Source organism: Leptospira stimsonii (genome assembly GCF_003545885.1).
GTDB lineage: Bacteria > Spirochaetota > Leptospiria > Leptospirales > Leptospiraceae > Leptospira > Leptospira stimsonii.
In genome coordinates this window covers 41,196-61,375 of record NZ_QHCT01000013.1, presented here as the reverse complement: position 1 = coordinate 61,375, position 20,180 = coordinate 41,196, and the positions used below count along the sequence as shown (strand labels likewise).

Genomic DNA, 20,180 nt, shown 5'->3' with positions numbered 1-20,180 from the left:
TCCCACTCCCGATTCTCTTATCTGGTCTGCAATTACTCGCAAACGAAAAAAAGAAGCAAGTCAGTTGAGCGCTTGGTTTGAAGAAGCTCACCGTGCGGTGATTTCTTCGTAAAAACCAATGTAAGAAAACGAAGTGAGCCGGCAAGCAATTATTGTAAAAATTGTTCCGATTTTTTCGGAAAACACCACACCCGTTTTTCGATTTTGCCCGTAAAAAGTTCTCAAGTTTCCACAGAAGGCGCCTTCATTCTAACAAAACGACTTGGCGAAACAAGCCCATTTTAATAGACCAGCTAGTCTACTGGAAAATTGGAAAAGCGAAATTGTTATATTAGAATATCAATATATTCTACTTTTCATTTCTCTTGCATTTCTCCCGGAAAGCGGGGCTTTTCGGACTCCGATTACAGCCGATTGAAGAATGGAGAAAAACGAATCTAAATCCCAATGCGAGGGATTCCTACCAAAGAATCGCATTCTCATAGTATCTTTCTCTTTGTTCGAGATCAAAGAAGACAGAAAGATGATTTGTAAAAAGTTTGCATTTGTTTTGGCCAAGAACCTCGGCTACTCCGATACATAGGCGGCGCCCATCGGAAAGAAACAATTCTATATCCTGAGGATAATCGGAACGATTGTAGTGATGCCAAAGAACTCGGTGACTGTCCGCAATGTATCTCCAATGCAATCGAACGTCCTTGACTTCGAAGCGATTCTTCCATAAAGAACTCACGTCTTGAAATTCTTCTTCTCGATCGTCCGGAAAGATTCGATTTACCTTTTTTACGGAAATCCCAAAACCCCAACGAAGGGAGAATTCGTCCTCAAAGCTGAAACGAATTATTCCCCCCTTCTCCGTGATCCAATAAACGGCCTTCGAAACTCCATGCGCGTTTTCGAATATTCGAAAACGCCCGTAATATTGTACCGTTTGGACTTTTAGACCCACGAGTTCTTTGCATCTCTGTTCGAGATCCAACTCCTTCTTCATTCTTCTTCGTTTTTGTCCTGAAGAATTCTGTGAAGATCATACAACGTTTCCGAATAAACGATCGGATTTACGGATTCGAAGGGTAGCAATCGAGAATCCTCTTCCCCTCTCGGTTCGTCGTAGATATAACTCCCCGTTGTGATCGATCCTCGATTTACGAAGAAAAATTCCCGAAACGTCATCGGCTGGTCGTAGTCGTAACTCTGAACGTTTAGGCCTTCGATTTTGAGAAAGACTTCGACTTCCTCGTTTGGAAACAACTTGTGATAAGAAGAAATCCCTCCGCTATCCACGACGGATCCCCTTCTCCATCCGAATTTTTCGGCTCTGTATTTGAACGTGCTCCCGCGAAGGGATTTGTCTTCGAATTGAAACGAGATTTTTTTCTTCCGATCTTCCTCGATCAGAAGATACGTATCGCGAGTCAGCTGAGGAATCGGCGGACGAATTTTTAGATTCTCCCATTTTCCTAACCACAATTTCTTTTCTTCTTCATCCAAAGAAAGCGGATGTAAAAGAAGAATTTTGGACGCGTCCTCCGTATTCAACTTTTTATCTTCGATGTTCAGAATGGTTTTTTCGGAAACATAAAAGTTTTCCCTCTCTTGATTCTTCTTGGAAATCTTTACCCAAACGAAATTTTGAGCGAAAGCGTTCGCGATCGGATTTTTAAGAAACAATTCTTTCCATTCTTCAACGGGCCATCTCCTCTGGACGACCAGATAGTATTCCATATTCGTCCCGAATTGTTTGATCGAATCCTTGAGTAGGGTTGTTTCTTCCTTGTTTTTTTTCTTTTCAGCCTCGCTCCACTTGGGCGATTTCACCTCTTTATTGGATTCGTCCCAATAAGTGAATTTCAAGTCCTTTGAAATTCTCGCAGTATATTCATTTTTATTTATATTTATTTTTTTACTTAGATCTTTAAAATCGAAATCGGGAAGCATCCGGTCCTGTAGCTCGTACGGCGTCAGGAGCATCTTGGATGCGATGGACTCGAATCCTTGCTCGGCGGCTTCCCTCACATTCGGATATTTCGTTCGAAAGGTCTGTCTGATTCTGTCCAAAGCGCGGGCGGCGGCCATCGAATTCATCAACCCCAAACAGGCGCAGGCATTGAGATTCGTTTCTTTTTTGGCTACTGTCTCCAGTTCGGAAATTATATTCTCTTTTCCGAATATTCCAAGAATAGAAATCGCAAATCGATTGGGCGCCTTAAAACCGCCGTTTTTTTGAATGAGGGAAAGTAGCTCTTTGGAAAACGTTTCAAAGGAATTCTTATCGATTTGTTCCAGGACGTCTTTCAACTCCGAATCGAGAACGATTTCGGAACGCGTTTTCTGTCTGTAGAAAAGATAACGAACTTCCTCCGAACTCAAAGGTTTTTTATCCTTCCAGAGAACTTTCGGAAGTTTTGTTTCATCCAACCACTTTGCTAAAGGTTTTTCCAGTTTTCCCAAATTCTTCGCGGTCTCAATTCGATTCTTCACGTCCTCTGTGCTTACGGATTTCGTTTTCTCGTATAACAACTCTACCGCCAAATTACGAACGTCGTCGTTCTTCTCGGTTGCAAGAAGGGGCTCCAGCGCTTCGATCGATTTTTGAGTTCGCATTAAATTGAGAATCAACGCACCCGCCTCTCTCAGATGGGTTTGTTTCTCCTTCAAAAGCTCCTTTGCTTTCGGAATAACGATCTCTTCGGGAAGTTTGCTCAACGCCAAACAAGCCGTTTCACTCACCTTTTTGAACTCGCTTTTCGCGATTTCCCAGGTTTTATCGTAGTATTTCGTGTAGTCCAACCCGGAAAGAATGTTGAAAATCTGGCGAAAATGACCGGCAATCCCGTCGTCTTTGATGCTCATATCGAGGGCTTCCCCCGCGATATCGATGGCTTCTTGACCGAGATATTTTACCGCAACGCCAATCACGTTCAAATCAAGAACTTTCGTTTTTTCTACGTATTCAAAAACCGTTTCCTTTACGTTCTTCCCGAACGTCTTCAAAACCCACTCGATAAAATCCGGTGTATCGTCCCGATAATATCCCTTGCCACCGGACCAATCGAATTGGTAACCACGATCTATATTCTTATTTTTTTTATCAGAGATATAATGCAGAACTTCCTTTATGAAATCGATCGTTTCTGTTTTGTATTTTTCGTTAAAGGATTCATAACGAATTCTTGCTAGTTCCGCTCTACATGAAACACAATCGATATTTTGAATGGAATCGTTTAGAATCGGTTCTATCTTTTGGGGAAACGCTCTGCAGATAATTTCTATCGTCTCATAGGGAACGTGCTTTCTACCGTCCGTCCCTTCGTATTCTTTGATACGAGTGAGTTTAGGAATCTGACTTTGAATCAGTTCCGATTTTTCCAGAACAAGAAGCTCCACGAATTGTGTAGGTAAACCTTCCTCGACAAAGTCGTTTATCAAAGTATCGGCGTTCGCGAGAATGAATTTTCCGAACGAGGTAACCTCCTTATCCGAAGTAAGCGCCATTTCGCTGATCTTGTATTTTCTTTCGACGAGAATATTCGCTTCGTCGATTTCGTAACCTTTGAGGCATTGGAGAATATCGGAGAATAGATTCTGATCTTCGGGATGATCGAGAATTTCCTTTTTCATCCAGCGATAAAACGATTCGAAAAAACCTTCCTTATTCTTTTTAAAGGACCACGCGCCTTGTGTGATATAGGAAAGAATACGAAAATCGACCGCGGACCACGTTCGAAAAGGGCCCAAAACCTCAGGAATATCTCTGAAATAATATTGGTCCTCGTTGATCGCTTTCGGAATCTCGTTCGTTTCTCCGGCGAAAAAACTCTGAAGCACTGCGAGTTTCTTTTTTGTATCTTCCTTATACGCCTTATCTTTCACCGCTCTGTAGAATTTTTCGAGCGCCTCTTTGTGTTGTTCGAAACTTCGTTTGAATTCTTGCGGGTCTTCGCTCGAAACGATTTTCTTTTTTTCCTCCGGTTTCGGATCTAGAAAATTCCGAATCGCCTCGATACCTTCGTAGACGATCTCCTTCGGGATATTTTCAACCTTGTTTCCTTCGATATCGAACCTTGTAAGATTGATTAAATTAGAAAATTCGAATGGAATCTTATTCAAAGGAGAATAAAGCATTTCCAGAGTTTCCAAATTCTTCAGTTCGAAAATACATTTCGGAATTTCCGTAAACCGATTGAAATTCAAATCCAACTCGGTCAGGTTTTTCAATTTGCCGATCGAAGAAGGAAGATCCGAAAGTAAATTAGAATTCAAAGACAACTCGGTGAGTTGTAGAAGATCGCCGATCGAATCGGGAATTCCGACGGGGATTCTTTTTTCCTTTTTATTGGAATGATCGTTTTTCCGGTTATAACTTACCCAAAGAGTTTCCAACGAATGAAGCGAACCGATGCTTTGTGGTAATTCTTTGAGTTCTTCGTTGTGCTGGATATTCAGTCGGTTCAGATTGGAGAGTTTTCCAAGAGACTCGGGTAAGAATTCGATCGAGGTTCTTTCGATGCTCAACCAAGTGAGAGTTTTCAATTCTCCAATGGAATCCGGTATCGATTTTAGGGATTTGCTCTCTTTGATTTCCAGATGATCCAGATTCTTAAAATTTCCAATCGAATTCGGTAAAACGGAAACGTTCTGCAAGTCCAAACGTTTCAACCAATCGAGTTTACAAACTTCCTCCATCAGTTCTTCGGAACCTTCCACGTTGAGACTCAGTTGTTCGCTCTTTTGTTTTTGAACGTCCGCGATCGACTTCAGGGCGAAGACGTTGACGTTCCCGATTGGGATCTCGACTTCTTCATAACCTTCTTTTAATTTTGTCGCGATCAGACCATCCGCCTTTTTTTGGCAGAGATCCTCCGAAGCGAATGTTTCCGTACCGGATTTCGATTCTCCATAACGTGGCCCTTGCCGAAACGTCAGTGTCTTTGTATTCAAGTCGATGGACCAAAATTTTTCCGATTTTCCCTTTTGATAAATAAAATTACGTGTCATTGGATCGAGTTCCCATACTCAAAGTTTTCGCTTTCCTATTGGCAAAGCGACGGAGCACAAAAACAACAAATTAGATTTTACTTTTTGCAAAGAAGAACCATAAGAAGAAACTTTTCGAAAAAAACACAAATACTGTCGATTTTTAAAAAGACATTCAAAATTTAGAAACTAATATTAAAAGAGAGTTCGTCGCGGTGCAAAAGATTTGAAATCGAAAGAGAAAGATTCTTTCCTCATTCAGCCACCGAAACGAAAGAATTCAGGGCAAATTCAACTCAACTTTCAGTTTCAAAAATCAAATCTCCTTATTCTCGCGATTCTTGCAAAGAATTTAAGAAGAATCCTGTTCTACCGAGATGGATTTTCATCAAACCCAACGCCACAGCATTACATTATAAGTAGTCTTCTGCCATATTATAATGTCAGAAGAATATTCAAGAATACCGGATAGAATCGTTCTCAGAGAATCAAATTCTTATTTTATAAGTTTTGATTTCAATGCTTGCAAAATAGAACCGGCAAGATTTAAAAATATTTTTTTCGAGTGTAGAATGGCACGTTATTCCTTGTTCTCCAGTTTCCTTTTCGCGATCTTCCTGTTTTCCGTTTGTAAAGAAAAACCGATCGAACCTCCGAAGGAAATCAAACCGATCCCGAAAATTTCTTATCCGTTTCCAAAAGAAAACGAACCGAACCCAACCCGCATCGAATTGGGTAAAATTCTTTTTTTTGATCCGATCGTATCGGGTTCCAATTGGATCAGTTGTGCCACTTGTCACAATCCGGGTCTCGCTTGGACGGACGGTTTAAAAACCGCAATCGGTCATAACATGAAAGTTTTGGGTAAGAATACTCCAACGATTATAAACTCCGCCTTTGGAGAAAAGATGTTCTGGGACGGAAGAGCCAATTCTTTAGAAGAGCAGGCATTAGGTCCGATCTCCTCTCCAGATGAAATGAATCAAAATCCGGACGAGCTCGTTTTAGAACTCAAAAAAATCAAAGGTTATCGAGATCGTTTTGAACGTGCTTATCCGAACGAAGGGATCACCAAGGAAACGATTGCGAAAGCGATCGCGAGCTTTGAAAGAAGTATTCTTTCTTTTCAATCTCCGTATGACGCTTGGATCCAAGGAGATAACAAAGCGATAAACGAATCCGCTCAAAGAGGCCAAGCGCTCTTCAAGGGAAAAGCAAACTGCATCGCTTGTCATCTCGGAAACAACTTCACGGACGACGGATTCCATAATATCGGAATCAAGTCCAAAGAAAAGGATCCGGGTCGTTTCAAACTCGTTCCGGTCAAATCGATGAAAGGCGCCTTCAAAACTCCTACGTTGCGCGACGTCGCTCTTACCGCTCCCTATATGCACGACGGGAGTTACCAAACTTTGGAAGAAGTCGTCGATCACTATGATCGTGGAGGAGACGATCTTTCCAATCTAGATCCGAATATGAAACCTCTGAAACTCACCGAGGAAGAGAAAAAAGACCTAATCTCGTTTATGCGATCGCTTACTGGGAAAAGAGAACCGATTTCAATCCCCACATTTCCGAGATAACGATCCGATTCGAGATTCAGTTCATTATAATTTTAGAATATTTTATTTTTCTCAAAAGCGAAATCGATTTTTTAAAAAAGAAAAAAACCAGGAGCCATTTATGTTGAGACAAGTTTTACTAACGTCCTTACTCGCAATCCTTATGACGGGAACCCTAAACGCCGCAGAACACGAGGTAGGCCAGAAAGAAAAAAAATTTACGGTAGAATCCTTAAAGGTTAAAATCGGGGACGTCGTGAGTTTTCCGAATTACGATTCTTTCTTTCACAATATCTATTCTTTGTCCCCGGAGAAAATTTTCGATCTCGGTTCTTATCCGCAGGGACAAACGAAAAAAGTGAAATTCGATAAGGCCGGAAAAATCCTCGTGGAATGTGCGATCCATCCAGGCATGAAAATGACGATCGAAGTGCAACCATGAGAAGAATCACAATTCTTACTCTGATTTTTTTATTCGCCGCGAGTTCGAGAGTGTTTGCTCTGGAAGCCAACGATAAATCCGTAATCCGAGGAAGTATCGTTTTTCGAACCTACTGCGTACTTTGTCACGGGGAAAACGCGGACGGAAAGGGTCGTCTTGCCGAAGGAAAAATTCCTCCACCCGCCAATCTCACCAAAACGTTTCTGAACGACGCGCAAAAAGAGGAAATCATTCGAAAGGGAGGAATGGGAGTCGGTCGTTCTCCATTTATGCCTCCCTGGAAGGACGAACTTTCCAACGAACAGATCAAAGACGTGATTTCGTATATCAACTACATTTCAAAATCGAAATAAGTCTTAGGAATTTTCTAAACAACGTGAATCCGCTCAGCAATATCAGCATCAAATCAAGACTCAGACTTAGCTTTGGAACGATCATCGTGGTGTTCATCGCCTCTTCGATCGTCATCGCTACGAGCACACTTTCGTATAGAACTGCGATTCGTTCGATGATGGATAATTCCCAGCCGAAGTTTCAGCTACTCAATCTGACTTTGGAAAAGATCATTCTGATCGAACTCAAAATCTCCTCCAAAGTGTCCACCGTCGATTCCCTTCTTTCGGAGGAAGAATACAATCAAACCCAGAAGTTGTTTGAAGAGATTAAAAATAATCTCGAACAATTTCATTCGTTTCCTTTGAAGAATTTCGAAATAGAGAACGTAAATCTTCTCAAATCACAACTCCAAAAATTTGCCCAATACAACGAAACGGTTCATCGACTTTGGAAACAAAATCAGAGACAGGAAGCCCAAATTCTCTACGTAAGAGGAATCAATCCCTTGAGCGAATCGATGCGCGATTCGATCAAACAATGGATGGAAAAGGAAAACGAAACTTCGAGGCAAAGCGGAGATAACGCGGATTCTCAGCTTACCTTTTCCCTGTATTTGATCGCGATTCTTACCTTGCTTTCCTCCGCGGCGGGAATCTTTTTTTCTCGGTCCATCATTCGATCGATTACTTCTCCGTTGAAAAAGGCCATCGACCTCGCGTCTGCGATCGAAAACGGAAATCTAAATACGAAAATTCAAAACGAAAGTTCGGACGAAATGGGAGAATTATTAAAATTCTTAAAACGAATGGAAGCCTCCCTTCGAGAGATCATCGTGGAAGCGAGAATTTCCATTTCCAGTTCCGAAAAGACAAGCCAGGAATTTTCCAAGGTTTCCAAAGAATTTATTGCGACATCGGAAACCCAGGCGAGCAATTCTCAAAACGTGGCGGATCTGATCGATCGCCTCAGCGATCTTGTGGAAAAGAATACATCCGTAATTCTACATTCCGCGGAGCATCTCAGAAACTTAGAAAAAGAAATTCGGGGAAATCTAATATCTTTGGGAGCGGTAACGGAATCCCTGAATTCGTTTACGATGAAAGCGAAAGAATCTTCGGAAACTGCGATCAAAGGAAGGGAAAAAGTGGACGTGGTCCAGAAATCCCTGGGAGAAGCGAAGAACAGCGTAAGAAGAATCAAAGAAACCTTGGAAAAGATCGGTGAAATTTCCAATCGGACCAACATGCTCGCGTTAAACGCTTCGATCGAGGCGGCAAGAGCCGGTGAACACGGAAAAGGTTTTTCAGTCGTCGCGGAAGAAGTTTCCCAACTCGCGGATCTCACAATGAGAAGCACGAAAGAAATCAAAGATTTGATCGAATCGACCCGAATCAACGTGGAATTAGGCGACGGAGAAATGAATCAATTCTCCGATTTTTTCAAAACCATTCAATCGGACACTTCTTTTATGGCGCAATTCAGTTTTAAACTTTTGGAGGATATGCGAAACCAGGAAGCGAGTCTGAATTCATGTTCTACGAGGATGCATACGATCGCGGGCAATATTACGGATTTGGAAAATTCTTCTTTGGAAAATAAATCCGCTTATAGTTCGATTCAGAATTCGGTGCAAGATCTTTCCAAGGGAGCCAAATTGATTTCCTCCGGTTCGCAGGAGATCGCGTCCGGCGCGAAACTTTTAGACGCCCAATCTATGAAAGTGAAATCATTGATGGAAAAATTTATCGTCTAAATCCCTTCCCGTTCCTCACCGCGGTCCTTACCGATTAGTTCCGCTAAAACCAAACCCCCGAATACAAAAGAACATCCTAAAATTCGGATCGGTCCGGAAGTCTCACCTAATAAAAAATAGGCGATGATCGTCGAGAATACCGGCTCCAAGGAAAAGATAATTCCTACACGAGTGGGAGAAACGAATCTCTGAAACTTGGTTTGTAAGAATGTGGTCAGAACCGAAGCCAGAAGCGCATTGTAAAGAACACCCGGAATCAGTCTCGAGTTCAGATCGAATTTCAGTTCTTCCAATCCGGTAATATGGAAGAAGATCACGGATACAAAGGCGAAAAGTCCGGCGACAAAGGACTGATAAAAAACGGAGATTGCGATCGGAGTTTGCGAACTCACTCGATCCATCTGAATGATGTAAAGTGAAAAGAAAAGAGCGCCGCCTAACGTGATCCAATCCCCTTTTTGGATCTGCAGAGAACCTTCTTTTCCGGATTCTCCCATAAAAATCAGACAAATTCCCGCAAATACGACCGTGGCACCCGCCAAATTCCCCTTTGAAGGAATTCTTCTTTTGAGAACGGCTTCCAAAAACGGAGTAATGACGACTAACGTTCCGATTAAAAAGGAGGATTTTGTCGCAGTGGTTGTCTTGAGTCCGACGGTTTCACACGCAAAACCGAGAAACAAAAACATTCCCAGAAAAAAAGCTCCCGGATACCAAAATTTTCCCTTTCTAAATTCCTTCCAAGCGAACGGTAAAAAAATCAGGCTCGCGATCGCAAAACGTAACGCTAAAAAAACGGAAGGAGACGTGTCTCTCAATCCGAAAATCGTCATCGTAAAGGTCCCGCCCCAGATCAGAGTACAAAAGACCAATGCCGTTTCGTTGATGAATTTCCCGGAGAGTTTCACTATATTCGATTTTTTTTAAGTAATATTCTGTACGGCTCCCAGTTTCGGTTGGGACGAATCGGAAACTCGTATGTTTCGTAACCTTCTTTGGAGATTTTCACCTTTGTTTCCTTACGATCCGGAAACAACTGAAAGAAAAATCCGTTTTGGCGATTGGAGAATCTGGTTTCTTCCTGAAAGTATTTCATTCTTTCCACTTCGATCTTGGCTTCGAGGGGAACGCCTTGTTCGTCCGTGATTTTTAGGAAGATCTTTCTTCCTTCCACAACTTCGTTTAACAAAATATTCCAAGATTCCTTTAGACTGAGATTGATCTTTTCCACTTCCCTGTAGACCGGATTGAGATGAGTCGTTTCCAGAAGATAAGCCAAAGTTCCATAGGCGAAGTAGAGATAATCCTGATCCACGCCGTCGATCGGATAGATATTTTTTCTGGCTTCGAATTCTTTTTCCGGATTTAGACTCGCGACGGAGGAAGCTATTTTTCTTCCCAACTCGCCGGCCATATCCGGTTCCGGATTGTTCAAAGAATCGATCGAATATGGAATCAAAAGACAATTCGCATATGCATGATAGCTAATGGAGGCAACGAACCTTTCCCTCTGTGCGAGTTCCATCATCGCTTTTGTTTCGGGTTCGGATCCCGCGGAAGGTCCTCGAAAAAAATAATTCGAAGGATTGGACGAAGAATAACCGCCTCCGGTTTTGCCCCAGAAAAAAGGATAATTCCGATTGATATCCACTCCGGGATTGATCTTATCGTTTACCGGACCGAAACCAGGATAACCGTTCTTTCTTCCCATCAGATTGGAAACGTGCCAAAAATGTCTGGCTCCATCGGGGTTTACGATCGGAACGACCCAGATCTTCATCTTGTTTAGAATTTGCTCATATTCCTTCGGTTTGGAGAGAATCGTATAAACGATATCGTAGCAGTGTTCGATCGAGATCGCTTCGTTCGCGTGATGAGCACAGTTAAAAAGAACGGAGATCTTGTCCCTATCGGGAACGCTCGTATCGGTGAGAAGTAAGGCGGGAATTTCTCTTCCTCTCGCGCTTTTTCCGATTACTTCCACTCGAGCGAGTTTGGAATGGTGATTCGCGATCCCGAGTAAATAATGAATATTTAATATATTATCCTTATACCCTTTTTTGAGATCCTCTAAACCGCTGAAGGTTTCGCTTATCAATTCTTGATAATTTCCGGAGTAATATTTAAAAGGAAAGTTTTGTTTGATTACGGTAATGCCGGGAGAAGGGAATCCCGTTTTTTCAATGTCTTCCTTGCTCATCACGGAATAATAAGCGTCGGATTCCTGATAACTGATCCGATATTTTCTTTTTGTTCTTTCCTTAAATTCCCCCAATCGCCCCGGTTCGATTTTCACAAGGAGCATCTTTCTTGTGTCGTTTAAAGGAGAATTCGGAATTCTCTTTCGAAAGAAACCGGCGCAGGAAACGAGAAGAATCAAGCCAAGGCTTGAAAGAAAGAAGGCTCGTATGAGAAGAACAAATTGCGATTTCATTCGTTTCTAAGAATGGAACTACTTTGCTTTCCTTCGTTTCAGAATCCAGATATTTTTTGCCTGCGATACAAAAGCTCCGACCGATCATGGATAATCGCGTTCAGCGGATTGAAACCATCCGATCAAAACAGTATTAGCCAAAAGTCGAGACAAACTGCGATGGAATCGTCTTGCAGGAAAGAATTTTGTCGGAGTTCCCACGAAGAAATTTTTACTCGCAAAATCATCATCTTGTGATAGAGGAAAATCTCCCGGAGTTTTCCGCCACCCGCCCCTCCACCCAAAAATGGGGCGGGGCGCGCCGTTTCACGGAAGAGCGTCGGAGTTCCGTCAATTCTTCCTCTTCCGATTCAGAAAAGCTTGAGGATAAGAATCGAAAGCTTTCCCAAGTAAGGTGTCGCGAGACAATCGAAGGGAATTTTCTCTTGATTTGTCCGTTTCCTTTTTCAGTCTATCCCCAGCCTAAAAGATTCTTTGAAAGTGAGAATACTTTTGGACAGGAACCCTTCCATGAAATCGAAAATTCAGAACCTTCTTCTTTCGGTCCTTATCATTTCGGCCGTTTGTTTAGGATTTAACTGTAAACTTCTCGCGGATTCTTCCGCTTGTGGCGGACAGGAAATTCCCGGAATGAAATGTATCCCTGCCGGAGAATTCATACGCGGAAGCAATTCTTTCGACGCGGATGAAAAACCCGAAGAGAAAGTGTACGTGAGCGACTTCTACATGGATATCTACGAAGTCACAAACGAAGAATTCGACAAATGCAAAAGCGCGGGCAGATGCCAAGAATGTCTTAAGACGGGAAAGTGTAACTATATCGGACCACGTTATGGTAAACCGTATTTAGGACGCAAACAACCGGCCGCCGGAATCAGCTGGTACACGGCCAAGGAATTCTGCGAATGGGCGGGCAAACGCCTTCCCACCGAAGCGGAATGGGAAAAAGCCGCGCGAGGACCCAATGGTAATTTATATCCTTGGGGAAACGAGCCTGCGACCTGCGAAAGAGCGATCATTGAAGTGGGAGATATCAAGGGATGTGTGGCTAAAAAAACGGACAAACCTCATCTGATGCCCACTGCAGACGTGGGAACGAGACCGCCGGGAGTCTACGGACTTTACGACATGGCCGGGAACTCTTGGGAATGGACTCAGGATTGGTATTCTCCCTCGTTTAAATCCTGCGGAGATGCGTGCAGAGGAAAGGATCCGAAAGGTCCTTGTGCGGGAAAAGAATCTTGTCCCGGTTTTACGAAGAAGGTTTTGAAAAGCGGATCGTGGTGGTGGCCCGCCAATTACGCGAGAGGCTCCAAAAGAAGAGCCCATATCCCAGAAAATTTTCCGGAATACCATCACTTTGGATTCCGTTGTGCCAAGGACGCAAACAAATAACATGTTCAACAATTCTAAATTAGGAATTTATTTTATTCTTATCCTTTTTTCTTTCGGATTTTCCTTTTGTTCCGGCTCGGAAAAAGTGAAAGAAACACGCTCTCTCAGCGAAGAAAGCCTCGTCTCCAAGATCGGAATCCTAAGAGAAACTCCGCAAGAAATCCTCGTTCCCACAAAATGGGACGTGGGCGATACGACGGTTTCCAACGAAGACAGATTGGATCTTCTCATTCCTCACGTACAAAACGTAGGAAACGCCTATATCGGAGTAGGTTCCGAACAGAATCTTACGATCGCGGCTTGGGCGAAATCGGATTTCATCTATCTGATGGACTTCACACAAATCGTGGTACACGCAAACGAGATCACGGTTCTCTTTCTTAAAAAAGGAGAAAAGAAAGAGGATTTTATCCGTTATTGGGGAAAGGAAGGAGAAAAAGACGCGCTCGAGTTGATCCAGACGTCCCTTCCAAATCCCGAAGTTTATAAGAAGGTTTACAAACAAGCCTCTCCATTTATCCGGAAACGTCACAGAACAAACCTGATGCTTTCTAAAAAATACAACTATAGAATGTTTCAGACCGACGACGAACAATATTCCTATATTCGAAAGTTGGCCGTCGAAGACAGAATTTTTCCTTTAAAGGGAAATCTACTCGGCAATACGACTCTTCTCGGCATCGGAAACACTTTGAAAAAAGTCGGCCACAAGGTCGGGATCATTTATTTCAGCAACGCGGAAGAATACTTCGCCTATCCGCAGGAATTTAAGAATTCGCTTATCAATCTTCCGGTGGATGAGAAATCTCTCGTAGTAAGAACGATTTCCGTTCGGAGAGATTTGTTTCCTTGGTCACCCGGCTCTGAAATTTCCACGGACCGCGGATTTCACTACTGCGTGCAAAAAATTTCCAACTTTCAGAAATGGCTCGCGAGCAACAAACCGGGGCTTCGTTCTCTCCAAGTGATGGTGGAAGGCGGAACCGTGGATAAAAAAAACGGAATTACAGTCGTCGACAAGGAGCCAGTAGTTGCCGCCCCACCGACAACGGCGCCTAAAACACAAACTACATCCAACACATCCGCTCCTCAGTAAAACCGAATGGGTTGGAAATTCAAAAAGGAAATCGTACTCGTTGCGATTTCCTTTTTTGTTTTTCTGACTTCGCTTAACAATCAACCCCAAATCTCGGATCTCGTATTTAACGCGGACATTCTTTATCCTGCGATTCTCTATCAAGACCTAATTACGGATAAGAATCCGATTTACGAATGGAGCCTTACTCCGTCTCCATATTTTTTTCCGGATATTTCGATCTTCTTCTTAATCAAATTGTTTGTCACAGGAGGAGTGGAGAGCCTTTACCTAACCTTTTTTTTCCAAGCGATCGCACTTTTGGGAGCACTTTTACTTTTTGTTCGCTCAGGGGCGGACTCGGAGGAAAATAAAAATACAATTTCTCAAATTACATTTTTCGTATATTCTATATTTTTGATTTCTTTTTCGTTGCAGTCATATTTTTTTCCGAGCTTTGGATTCGCGGCGCACGGAGGAGCGCTGGTTTTTACATTTATTTCCGGGGCTCTTTGGTTTTCCAAAAAGGATTGGAAAAGGACGATCGTTTTTTGGTGTTTCTTTGGAGCGATACAAATCTTCCTAATCGTATCCGACCCTTTGTATTTCTTTTACTTTTCCCTCCCTTGTCTGCTTTACTCCGCAGAAGAATGGATCAGAAACAAACAAGAGCGAAATTCGATTTTGCTCTTGTTTCTTTTTACCGGAATCGGATTGATCGCCTATAAAAATCTGGCCAAAGCGGATTTCATCTTCATTCCCACGAATTATTATCAAAGAGATTCTTCCTGGAATTTCTTACAAATCCTATGGATCTCGATTCAAAACCAGATAAGGAATACGCCGTATTCGTTCACGGCTCTAATCGGATTCTATCTTTTATCTTCCCTCCTACTTTTGATCTCGAAAGGCGGACGGAAAAATCAAAACCGATTTTCAAATCAAATATCGTTCTTAATTCGTGTTCTTCTCGTTTCGTGCTTAGGAATTTTAATTTCCGGAACGATCACAGGGCTTTTTCAAAAGGATGGAATCGCGATTCGTTATCTCTTACCTTTGCTTTTCATTTGGATTCCTTTTATCATCTTTGCTTTTTTTCGCCTGTCGCTGTCCTATAAGAAACAAGTCTTTCTGGGATTCAATCTTTTCTATTTCATCATCGTCGTTTCCGTTTTGTATTGGGGAGATTTAAGACCGAGGCTCTATCGGGATTCTCTAGCGGATTGCCTGGATCAGAACCGGGAAATCTTATCGCTAAAAAGAGGAATTTCCGATTTCTGGGATTCAAGAAGAATCCGAATCTTCTCTCGAAAAAATCTACGAGCCGATAATTACCTCAAAGACCTACATCCAGAATATTGGCAGAATTCATGGACCTGGTTTACAAAAACACCCGAAGAAGAATATAACTTCGCCGTCTTACCAGGATTAGACGAGAATAAATTAAGCGAAGAATTCGGCGAACCCAAACATCGCCTTCCCTGCCAAAAACATGAAATTCTAATATGGGATTCGAAATCAAAAGAACGATTTGTTCGATTCAGGGAAAAGAAAAAAGAAGAAGTCGAACTTTGGCACAAACTCACTGGGAGAAAGCAGATTCTCTGAGGTTATAAAGTTCTTCCCTTTCACAAGTTCAATTCGTTCCCTTTTTGTGTTGCCTTCTTACCTGCAAAGAGGATCGAATGTACGCCAAACTCTGAAAAGGAAATCATTACTCCATCGGATAATTCGTTTATCAACAATACCCTCTCAAAAATTTCTTTTTCAACTAAGACGAAGTCCTGAGAAGACGGAAAATAAAAGGATTCAAATATGTAAAATGAGATCAGCGCAAAAAGGGACGCTCGATGCAAACGAGTATAATTGTTCACATCATCTTCATCGATCGTCAATCCTTCTGAAATATAAATAGAGGCTCCGACACGAAAATCGAAACCCTACACTTTAGAGTCAAGCGAGCTCGACTTCAGCTATAAAAACACAAAATCTTGATTCTTGGTTGTCCATTCGAGTCTTTCCAAAAAGGTTTTTCAAGAAATCAAGTCAACGTCCGTTTCCTTCTAAGAATCTATTCTTCTTCGAATCCACGTAACTTTTTCCCGTTTATTACGATAACGAATCAAGCTGACGGATCGGAGTGCGGTAGATACGTATTCAATTCTAAGATGTAAAGAAATTTCTTAGAACATTCAGAATCCATTAAATTTCAGTCCATTGCGAATGACTCATTCGTCCAAAAAAGAAACAATCCGTAGCCCAACTGAATATCGGTCGCAAAAATCAGACCGCACTCCGGTCCATTCATCCGTTCCTATTTTAGTTAATCAGAAGGTAGAAATAACATCCGCCGCCAAACAGAGAAAGAATCCGTGTCTATAATCAGCATTCGATCTTGTAAAAAAATCAATCCCGCCGGTGATTCTCAAATTGAATTTAGAAACATTGAATTTTCAGACCCAGTGAGAAAGATTGGAAGCGCGTTCAGAATCAGCTTTTTTAAGGTTAGAATGGGATCGTAAAAGAAGATTCATTCTAGGATTCAAATGAATCGAAATAGTGATAGAACTTCTGTAAATATTCTTATATTAGACGATGATAAAGAATTGTTAGGTGAAGGATATAAGCCGGAACCAGAACACGCTTCAACAACCAAGTTAAAAAATATATAATTCTCATTCCCAATCTGGATCGAGAACTCTTAGAAAAGATTTAGAATCGATCCTCTCATACGAAACGAGCTGAAGTCCGCGAAAAGATTCTTTTGAATTTCAAGTATCGTGTCGTCTATCTGACGATTGTGATTCGAAAAAAGAACCCCTCCAGATCCGTGACCGGAATGGTTTGCTCGTATTGTGACTCGGATTTATGGCGTTACACTTTGCTCGGATTCGATTCTTCCAAACGATTCCGCAGACAATTCGAATTCGCAAGAAGAAGTATTCATAGAAAGGAAGCCGTCCTTCTCTTCCGAGGTTCACGCCCCTCTCGGAACAAACCGGAGAAAACTCCTTTCCGTATGAGCGCGGAACAAGATGCAAAAGAAACATCGTTTTTTCGTAATTTTCTTATTTACAATATTTTCAATTTGTAAGAAATCATGAACCCCGATCCAAACAGGAGAACTCATGGCAAATTATGTTGTTCGCGGCGGAGAACAGGAATTACCTCCGCCCTATCAAATGAAACAAGTGGAATTTTATTCTTTTTGCATAGAAGGAAATCAGAATGCGATTCAGTCGATCGTAGATCGTGACCTAAACGGGCCAGCAAACGGTTCTGCGCACTATTCCGCATTTACCGATAAATTATTTCTCGTATTCGCAAAACAGCAATATCTGGTTCCCGGTAACGATTGCGGCTGGGTGGAGGAAACCGACGTCGGATTTTGGATTCCACTCTTTGCGAAAGATCCGCTTCGAATCCGTTTTTATCAACCTTATCTTTTTGTGGATATTCCAACCGCCATGGCAACCGGGAGAGAGATCTACGGGTTTCACAAAATTCACGGTGATTTCCAAATGCCGTCCTTACAAGTTCCTCCGGAATATTTTTCCGTCGATGCGATCACTCCTCGTGGAAAAGACAGACAGGCTATTTCACAAAGAATGTTCACACTCACTTGTCCGCCTGGCGGATCAAAGACAAAGGAATCTTACGATGATTTTTCGAAGATAGGGAGCAAGTTTGCGGAAATTCTTTTCGGAGATCCTTCTAAGATCGCAATCCCTGGAATGGGACTCGTTATCAATCTTTTGGACTTCTTATTCTCTCCAGAACTCGGTATGGTCTTTCTAAAACAATTTAGAGACGCCGCAAATCCGACCCTGGCCTGTTATCAAGCCATCGTGGAAGCGAGTAGCAACGTGACCCATTTTCGAAAAGGCGGACTCTTGGAAGGAAATTACGTTTTAGACCTCCTTGATAATCCGTATTTTCCTTTTGTCAGTGATTTCGGTCTCAAAGGAAACTCAGTTCCAGTTCAGTTCGGAATCTGGTGCGATTTCGATTTCGATTTTTCTCCCGGAAAAATCATTCATCAAAACACATAAATATTTTAGAATATTCTAAAATTATATAAAATCAATTTAATAGATTCAGGTAAAATAGCATGGCCGATAAAAAAGAAAAAGTAGTCGTTTTGGGAGGAGGTCTGAGTTCGTTGGTTACTGCATACGAAATCACTTCTCAACCGGGTTGGGATAAAAAATACGATCTTACTTTGTATCACATGGGTTGGAGACTCGGCGGCAAAGGAGCGAGCGGAAGAAATCAGCAAATCTACAATCGAATCGAGGAACACGGTCTTCATATCTGGTTCGGCTTTTACGATCATGCGTTTCAACTCATTCAAAAATGTTATCAGGAAGTTGGTCGATCTCTCACACAACCCTTAGCGACTTGGGAGGAGGCTTTTAAACCGGCAAATTATTTCGTCTTGGAAGAAAAAGTCAATGACGGATACGTACCTTGGCCGATCGAATTCCCGATGAACGACCAGATCCCCGGAGAAAGTCTGGAACTACCGGATCCGAGAAACTATCCGGAACTCATTCTAAATTACCTGCACGGCTATTATAACGAAAACGCCGATACGATTTTTCCCGAGAAGGAAGACGAGAATCAGAGCGGAATCTGGAATCAAATTTTGGAATGGATCGAAGGTACGGTCGAAACGATCGGCCTTGACCTCATAGGAAACACTCTCTTCGTCCTGAAAAATCTTCTGAACAAACTCAGCTCCGATTTTCCAAAAGATCGATTCTTAAAAATCGTCGATCTTTTCGTAAAAACGCTCTGGAAGAAAGTGGAAAAACAGATCGAATCGAATACGGAAGCACGGCGTTTCTGGATCATGATCGATTTTTCACTCACGAATATCAAAGGAATGATCGAAGATCGTCTTTTTGAAAAAGGTTTTGAAAGTATCGACGACTACGATTACAGAGAATGGCTAAGACATCACGGTGCGAGCGAACTCACGATCAACTCGGCAATCGTCCAAGCCATTTATGGTCTCGTTTTCGGTGGAGTGAATCAATACACGTTCGCGGCGGGAACCGCTCTCAAGGGCGCACTCCGAATGGTCTTCACATATAAAGGAGCGGTCGCTTATAGAATGCAGGCTGGAATGGGTGATACGATCATGACCCCGCTTTACGAAATTCTAAAACAAAGAGGAGTTAAGATCAAATTCTTTCACAGGGTTCGGGAATTGATCCCCGGATCTGCGGACGGAAAAAACAACATACAGAGTATTCGTATCGGAAGACAGGTCACTTTAAAAGGAGAAGAATACGCTCCGCTAATCGATGTTAAAGGTCTTCCTTGCTGGCCTTCGGAACCTTTATACGATCAAATCGTAGAAGGAGAAACATTAAAAAAAGAGCATGTAGATTTGGAAAACTATTGGTCCGATTGGAAGGATCGGGAAGAAATCGTATTAGAACACGGGAAAGATTATGATCGAATCGTCTTCGGTATCTCGATCGGCGCCATCCCATTCTTATGTCCTCAAATTCTAAATACAAATCAGCAATGGAAACAGATGACGGAAGCGATCGAAACTTGTTTGACCGACGCTTTCCAGCTCTGGATGTTTCCGGACAGCGCCGGTTTAGGATGGAAGTATTGGAAGAACGAACCTCCGATTCTTGGTTCCTTTGTGGAACCCTTCGATACTTGGTGCGACATGAGTCATCTCATCAATCGGGAATCCTGGCCGGATTCTATGACTCCGAATCATATTGCCTATTTTTGCGGACCTTCTCCTCCCGGAACGGCTCCAAGCAATCCGCTTGCCAACCCTGACATTGAGGCAGAGATGAAAAAATTAAGAGAAAGAGTTGCAACTTTTCTAAACCAAGACGTTAGCACTCTTTGGCCGTCCGCAAGTATTCCGGGAGCCAGAGCGGAATTCAATTGGAATCTTCTTTTGGATAAACAAGAGAAAAGCGGGGTCACAAGAATCGAAGGCCAGTATGTCCGTTTAAATATTCAGCCCACCGAGAGATATGTCTTATCCGCTAAAGGATCCACAAAATATAGACTTCCAGCGGGAATGAACGGTTATTCCAATCTTGTCATTACGGGAGATTGGATCGAAAATCCGATCTTAAACGCAGGCTGTGTGGAAAGCACCGTTGTAAGCGGTATCGAAGCGGCGAAATGTTTTCTCTGATTTTCCGAAATCAATTTTTTTCTTT

At 42.3% G+C, this 20,180-nt stretch carries 13 protein-coding genes; 9 read left to right on the top strand and 4 right to left on the bottom strand.

The genetic code is table 11. The annotated features are described in order from the left end of the window. Positions 1 to 460: 460 nt before the first annotated feature. Together DLM75_RS22955 and DLM75_RS24345 are read right to left on the bottom strand one after the other, a co-directional pair. On the bottom strand, positions 461 to 991 hold the full coding sequence (locus tag DLM75_RS22955; RefSeq protein WP_118970845.1) for a hypothetical protein: 531 nt from the start codon (positions 989 to 991) through the stop codon (positions 461 to 463). Beyond that, positions 988 to 4,998 carry a DUF4132 domain-containing protein gene (locus tag DLM75_RS24345; protein WP_158586513.1) on the bottom strand — a complete coding sequence of 1,337 codons (4,011 nt, stop codon included), beginning with the start codon at positions 4,996 to 4,998 and terminating at the stop codon, positions 988 to 990. The genes DLM75_RS22955 and DLM75_RS24345 overlap by 4 nt, the downstream gene beginning before the upstream one ends. A gap of 551 nt (positions 4,999 to 5,549) precedes the next feature. Here DLM75_RS24345 and DLM75_RS22940 point away from each other — a divergent pair. From DLM75_RS22940 to DLM75_RS22925, 4 genes are all read left to right on the top strand, one after another. Next, the gene (locus tag DLM75_RS22940; RefSeq protein ID WP_118970843.1) at positions 5,550 to 6,560 is read left to right on the top strand and encodes a cytochrome-c peroxidase; all 1,011 of its coding nucleotides are present in this window, start codon (positions 5,550 to 5,552) and stop codon (positions 6,558 to 6,560) included. A gap of 100 nt (positions 6,561 to 6,660) precedes the next feature. Beyond that, entirely contained in the window at positions 6,661 to 6,981 is a 321-nt protein-coding gene (locus DLM75_RS22935; RefSeq protein ID WP_118970842.1) for a methylamine utilization protein, read from the top strand. Further along, positions 6,978 to 7,334, top strand: coding sequence for a c-type cytochrome (locus tag DLM75_RS22930; protein ID WP_118970841.1), 357 nt, complete (start codon positions 6,978 to 6,980; stop codon positions 7,332 to 7,334). Before DLM75_RS22935 ends, DLM75_RS22930 begins: the two co-directional genes overlap by 4 nt. Positions 7,335 to 7,357: 23 nt before the next feature. Next, positions 7,358 to 9,070, top strand: a complete 1,713-nt coding sequence (locus tag DLM75_RS22925) for a methyl-accepting chemotaxis protein (protein WP_118970840.1) — start codon at positions 7,358 to 7,360, stop codon at positions 9,068 to 9,070. Here the strand turns inward: DLM75_RS22925 and DLM75_RS22920 are convergent. Continuing rightward, complete coding sequence (locus tag DLM75_RS22920) at positions 9,067 to 9,978, bottom strand: DMT family transporter (RefSeq protein WP_118970839.1); 912 nt, start codon at positions 9,976 to 9,978, stop codon at positions 9,067 to 9,069. The genes DLM75_RS22925 and DLM75_RS22920 overlap by 4 nt on opposite strands. After that, complete coding sequence (locus tag DLM75_RS22915; protein WP_118970838.1) at positions 9,978 to 11,504, bottom strand: M14 family zinc carboxypeptidase; 1,527 nt, start codon at positions 11,502 to 11,504, stop codon at positions 9,978 to 9,980. The genes DLM75_RS22920 and DLM75_RS22915 overlap by 1 nt, the downstream gene beginning before the upstream one ends. A gap of 510 nt (positions 11,505 to 12,014) precedes the next feature. On the opposite strand from DLM75_RS22915, the gene DLM75_RS22910 reads away from it, so the two are divergent. The 5 genes from DLM75_RS22910 (at position 12,015) to DLM75_RS22880 (ending at position 20,155) form a co-directional block, all read left to right on the top strand. Then, on the top strand, positions 12,015 to 12,899 hold the full coding sequence (locus tag DLM75_RS22910) for a formylglycine-generating enzyme family protein (RefSeq protein WP_118970837.1): 885 nt from the start codon (positions 12,015 to 12,017) through the stop codon (positions 12,897 to 12,899). Position 12,900: 1 nt separating this feature from the next. Next, entirely contained in the window at positions 12,901 to 13,995 is a 1,095-nt protein-coding gene (locus tag DLM75_RS22905) for an LIC_10091 family lipoprotein (RefSeq protein ID WP_118970836.1), read from the top strand. A 6-nt stretch (positions 13,996 to 14,001) separates the two neighbouring features. Further along, positions 14,002 to 15,582 (top strand): hypothetical protein, encoded by a 1,581-nt coding sequence (locus DLM75_RS22900; protein WP_118970835.1) that lies wholly within the window; start codon positions 14,002 to 14,004, stop codon positions 15,580 to 15,582. A gap of 1,520 nt (positions 15,583 to 17,102) precedes the next feature. Beyond that, complete coding sequence (locus DLM75_RS22885; protein ID WP_118970832.1) at positions 17,103 to 18,026, top strand: hypothetical protein; 924 nt, start codon at positions 17,103 to 17,105, stop codon at positions 18,024 to 18,026. Positions 18,027 to 18,085: 59 nt separating this feature from the next. Further along, positions 18,086 to 20,155, top strand: a complete 2,070-nt coding sequence (locus DLM75_RS22880) for an NAD(P)-binding protein (RefSeq protein WP_118970831.1) — start codon at positions 18,086 to 18,088, stop codon at positions 20,153 to 20,155. Positions 20,156 to 20,180: the final 25 nt, after the last annotated feature.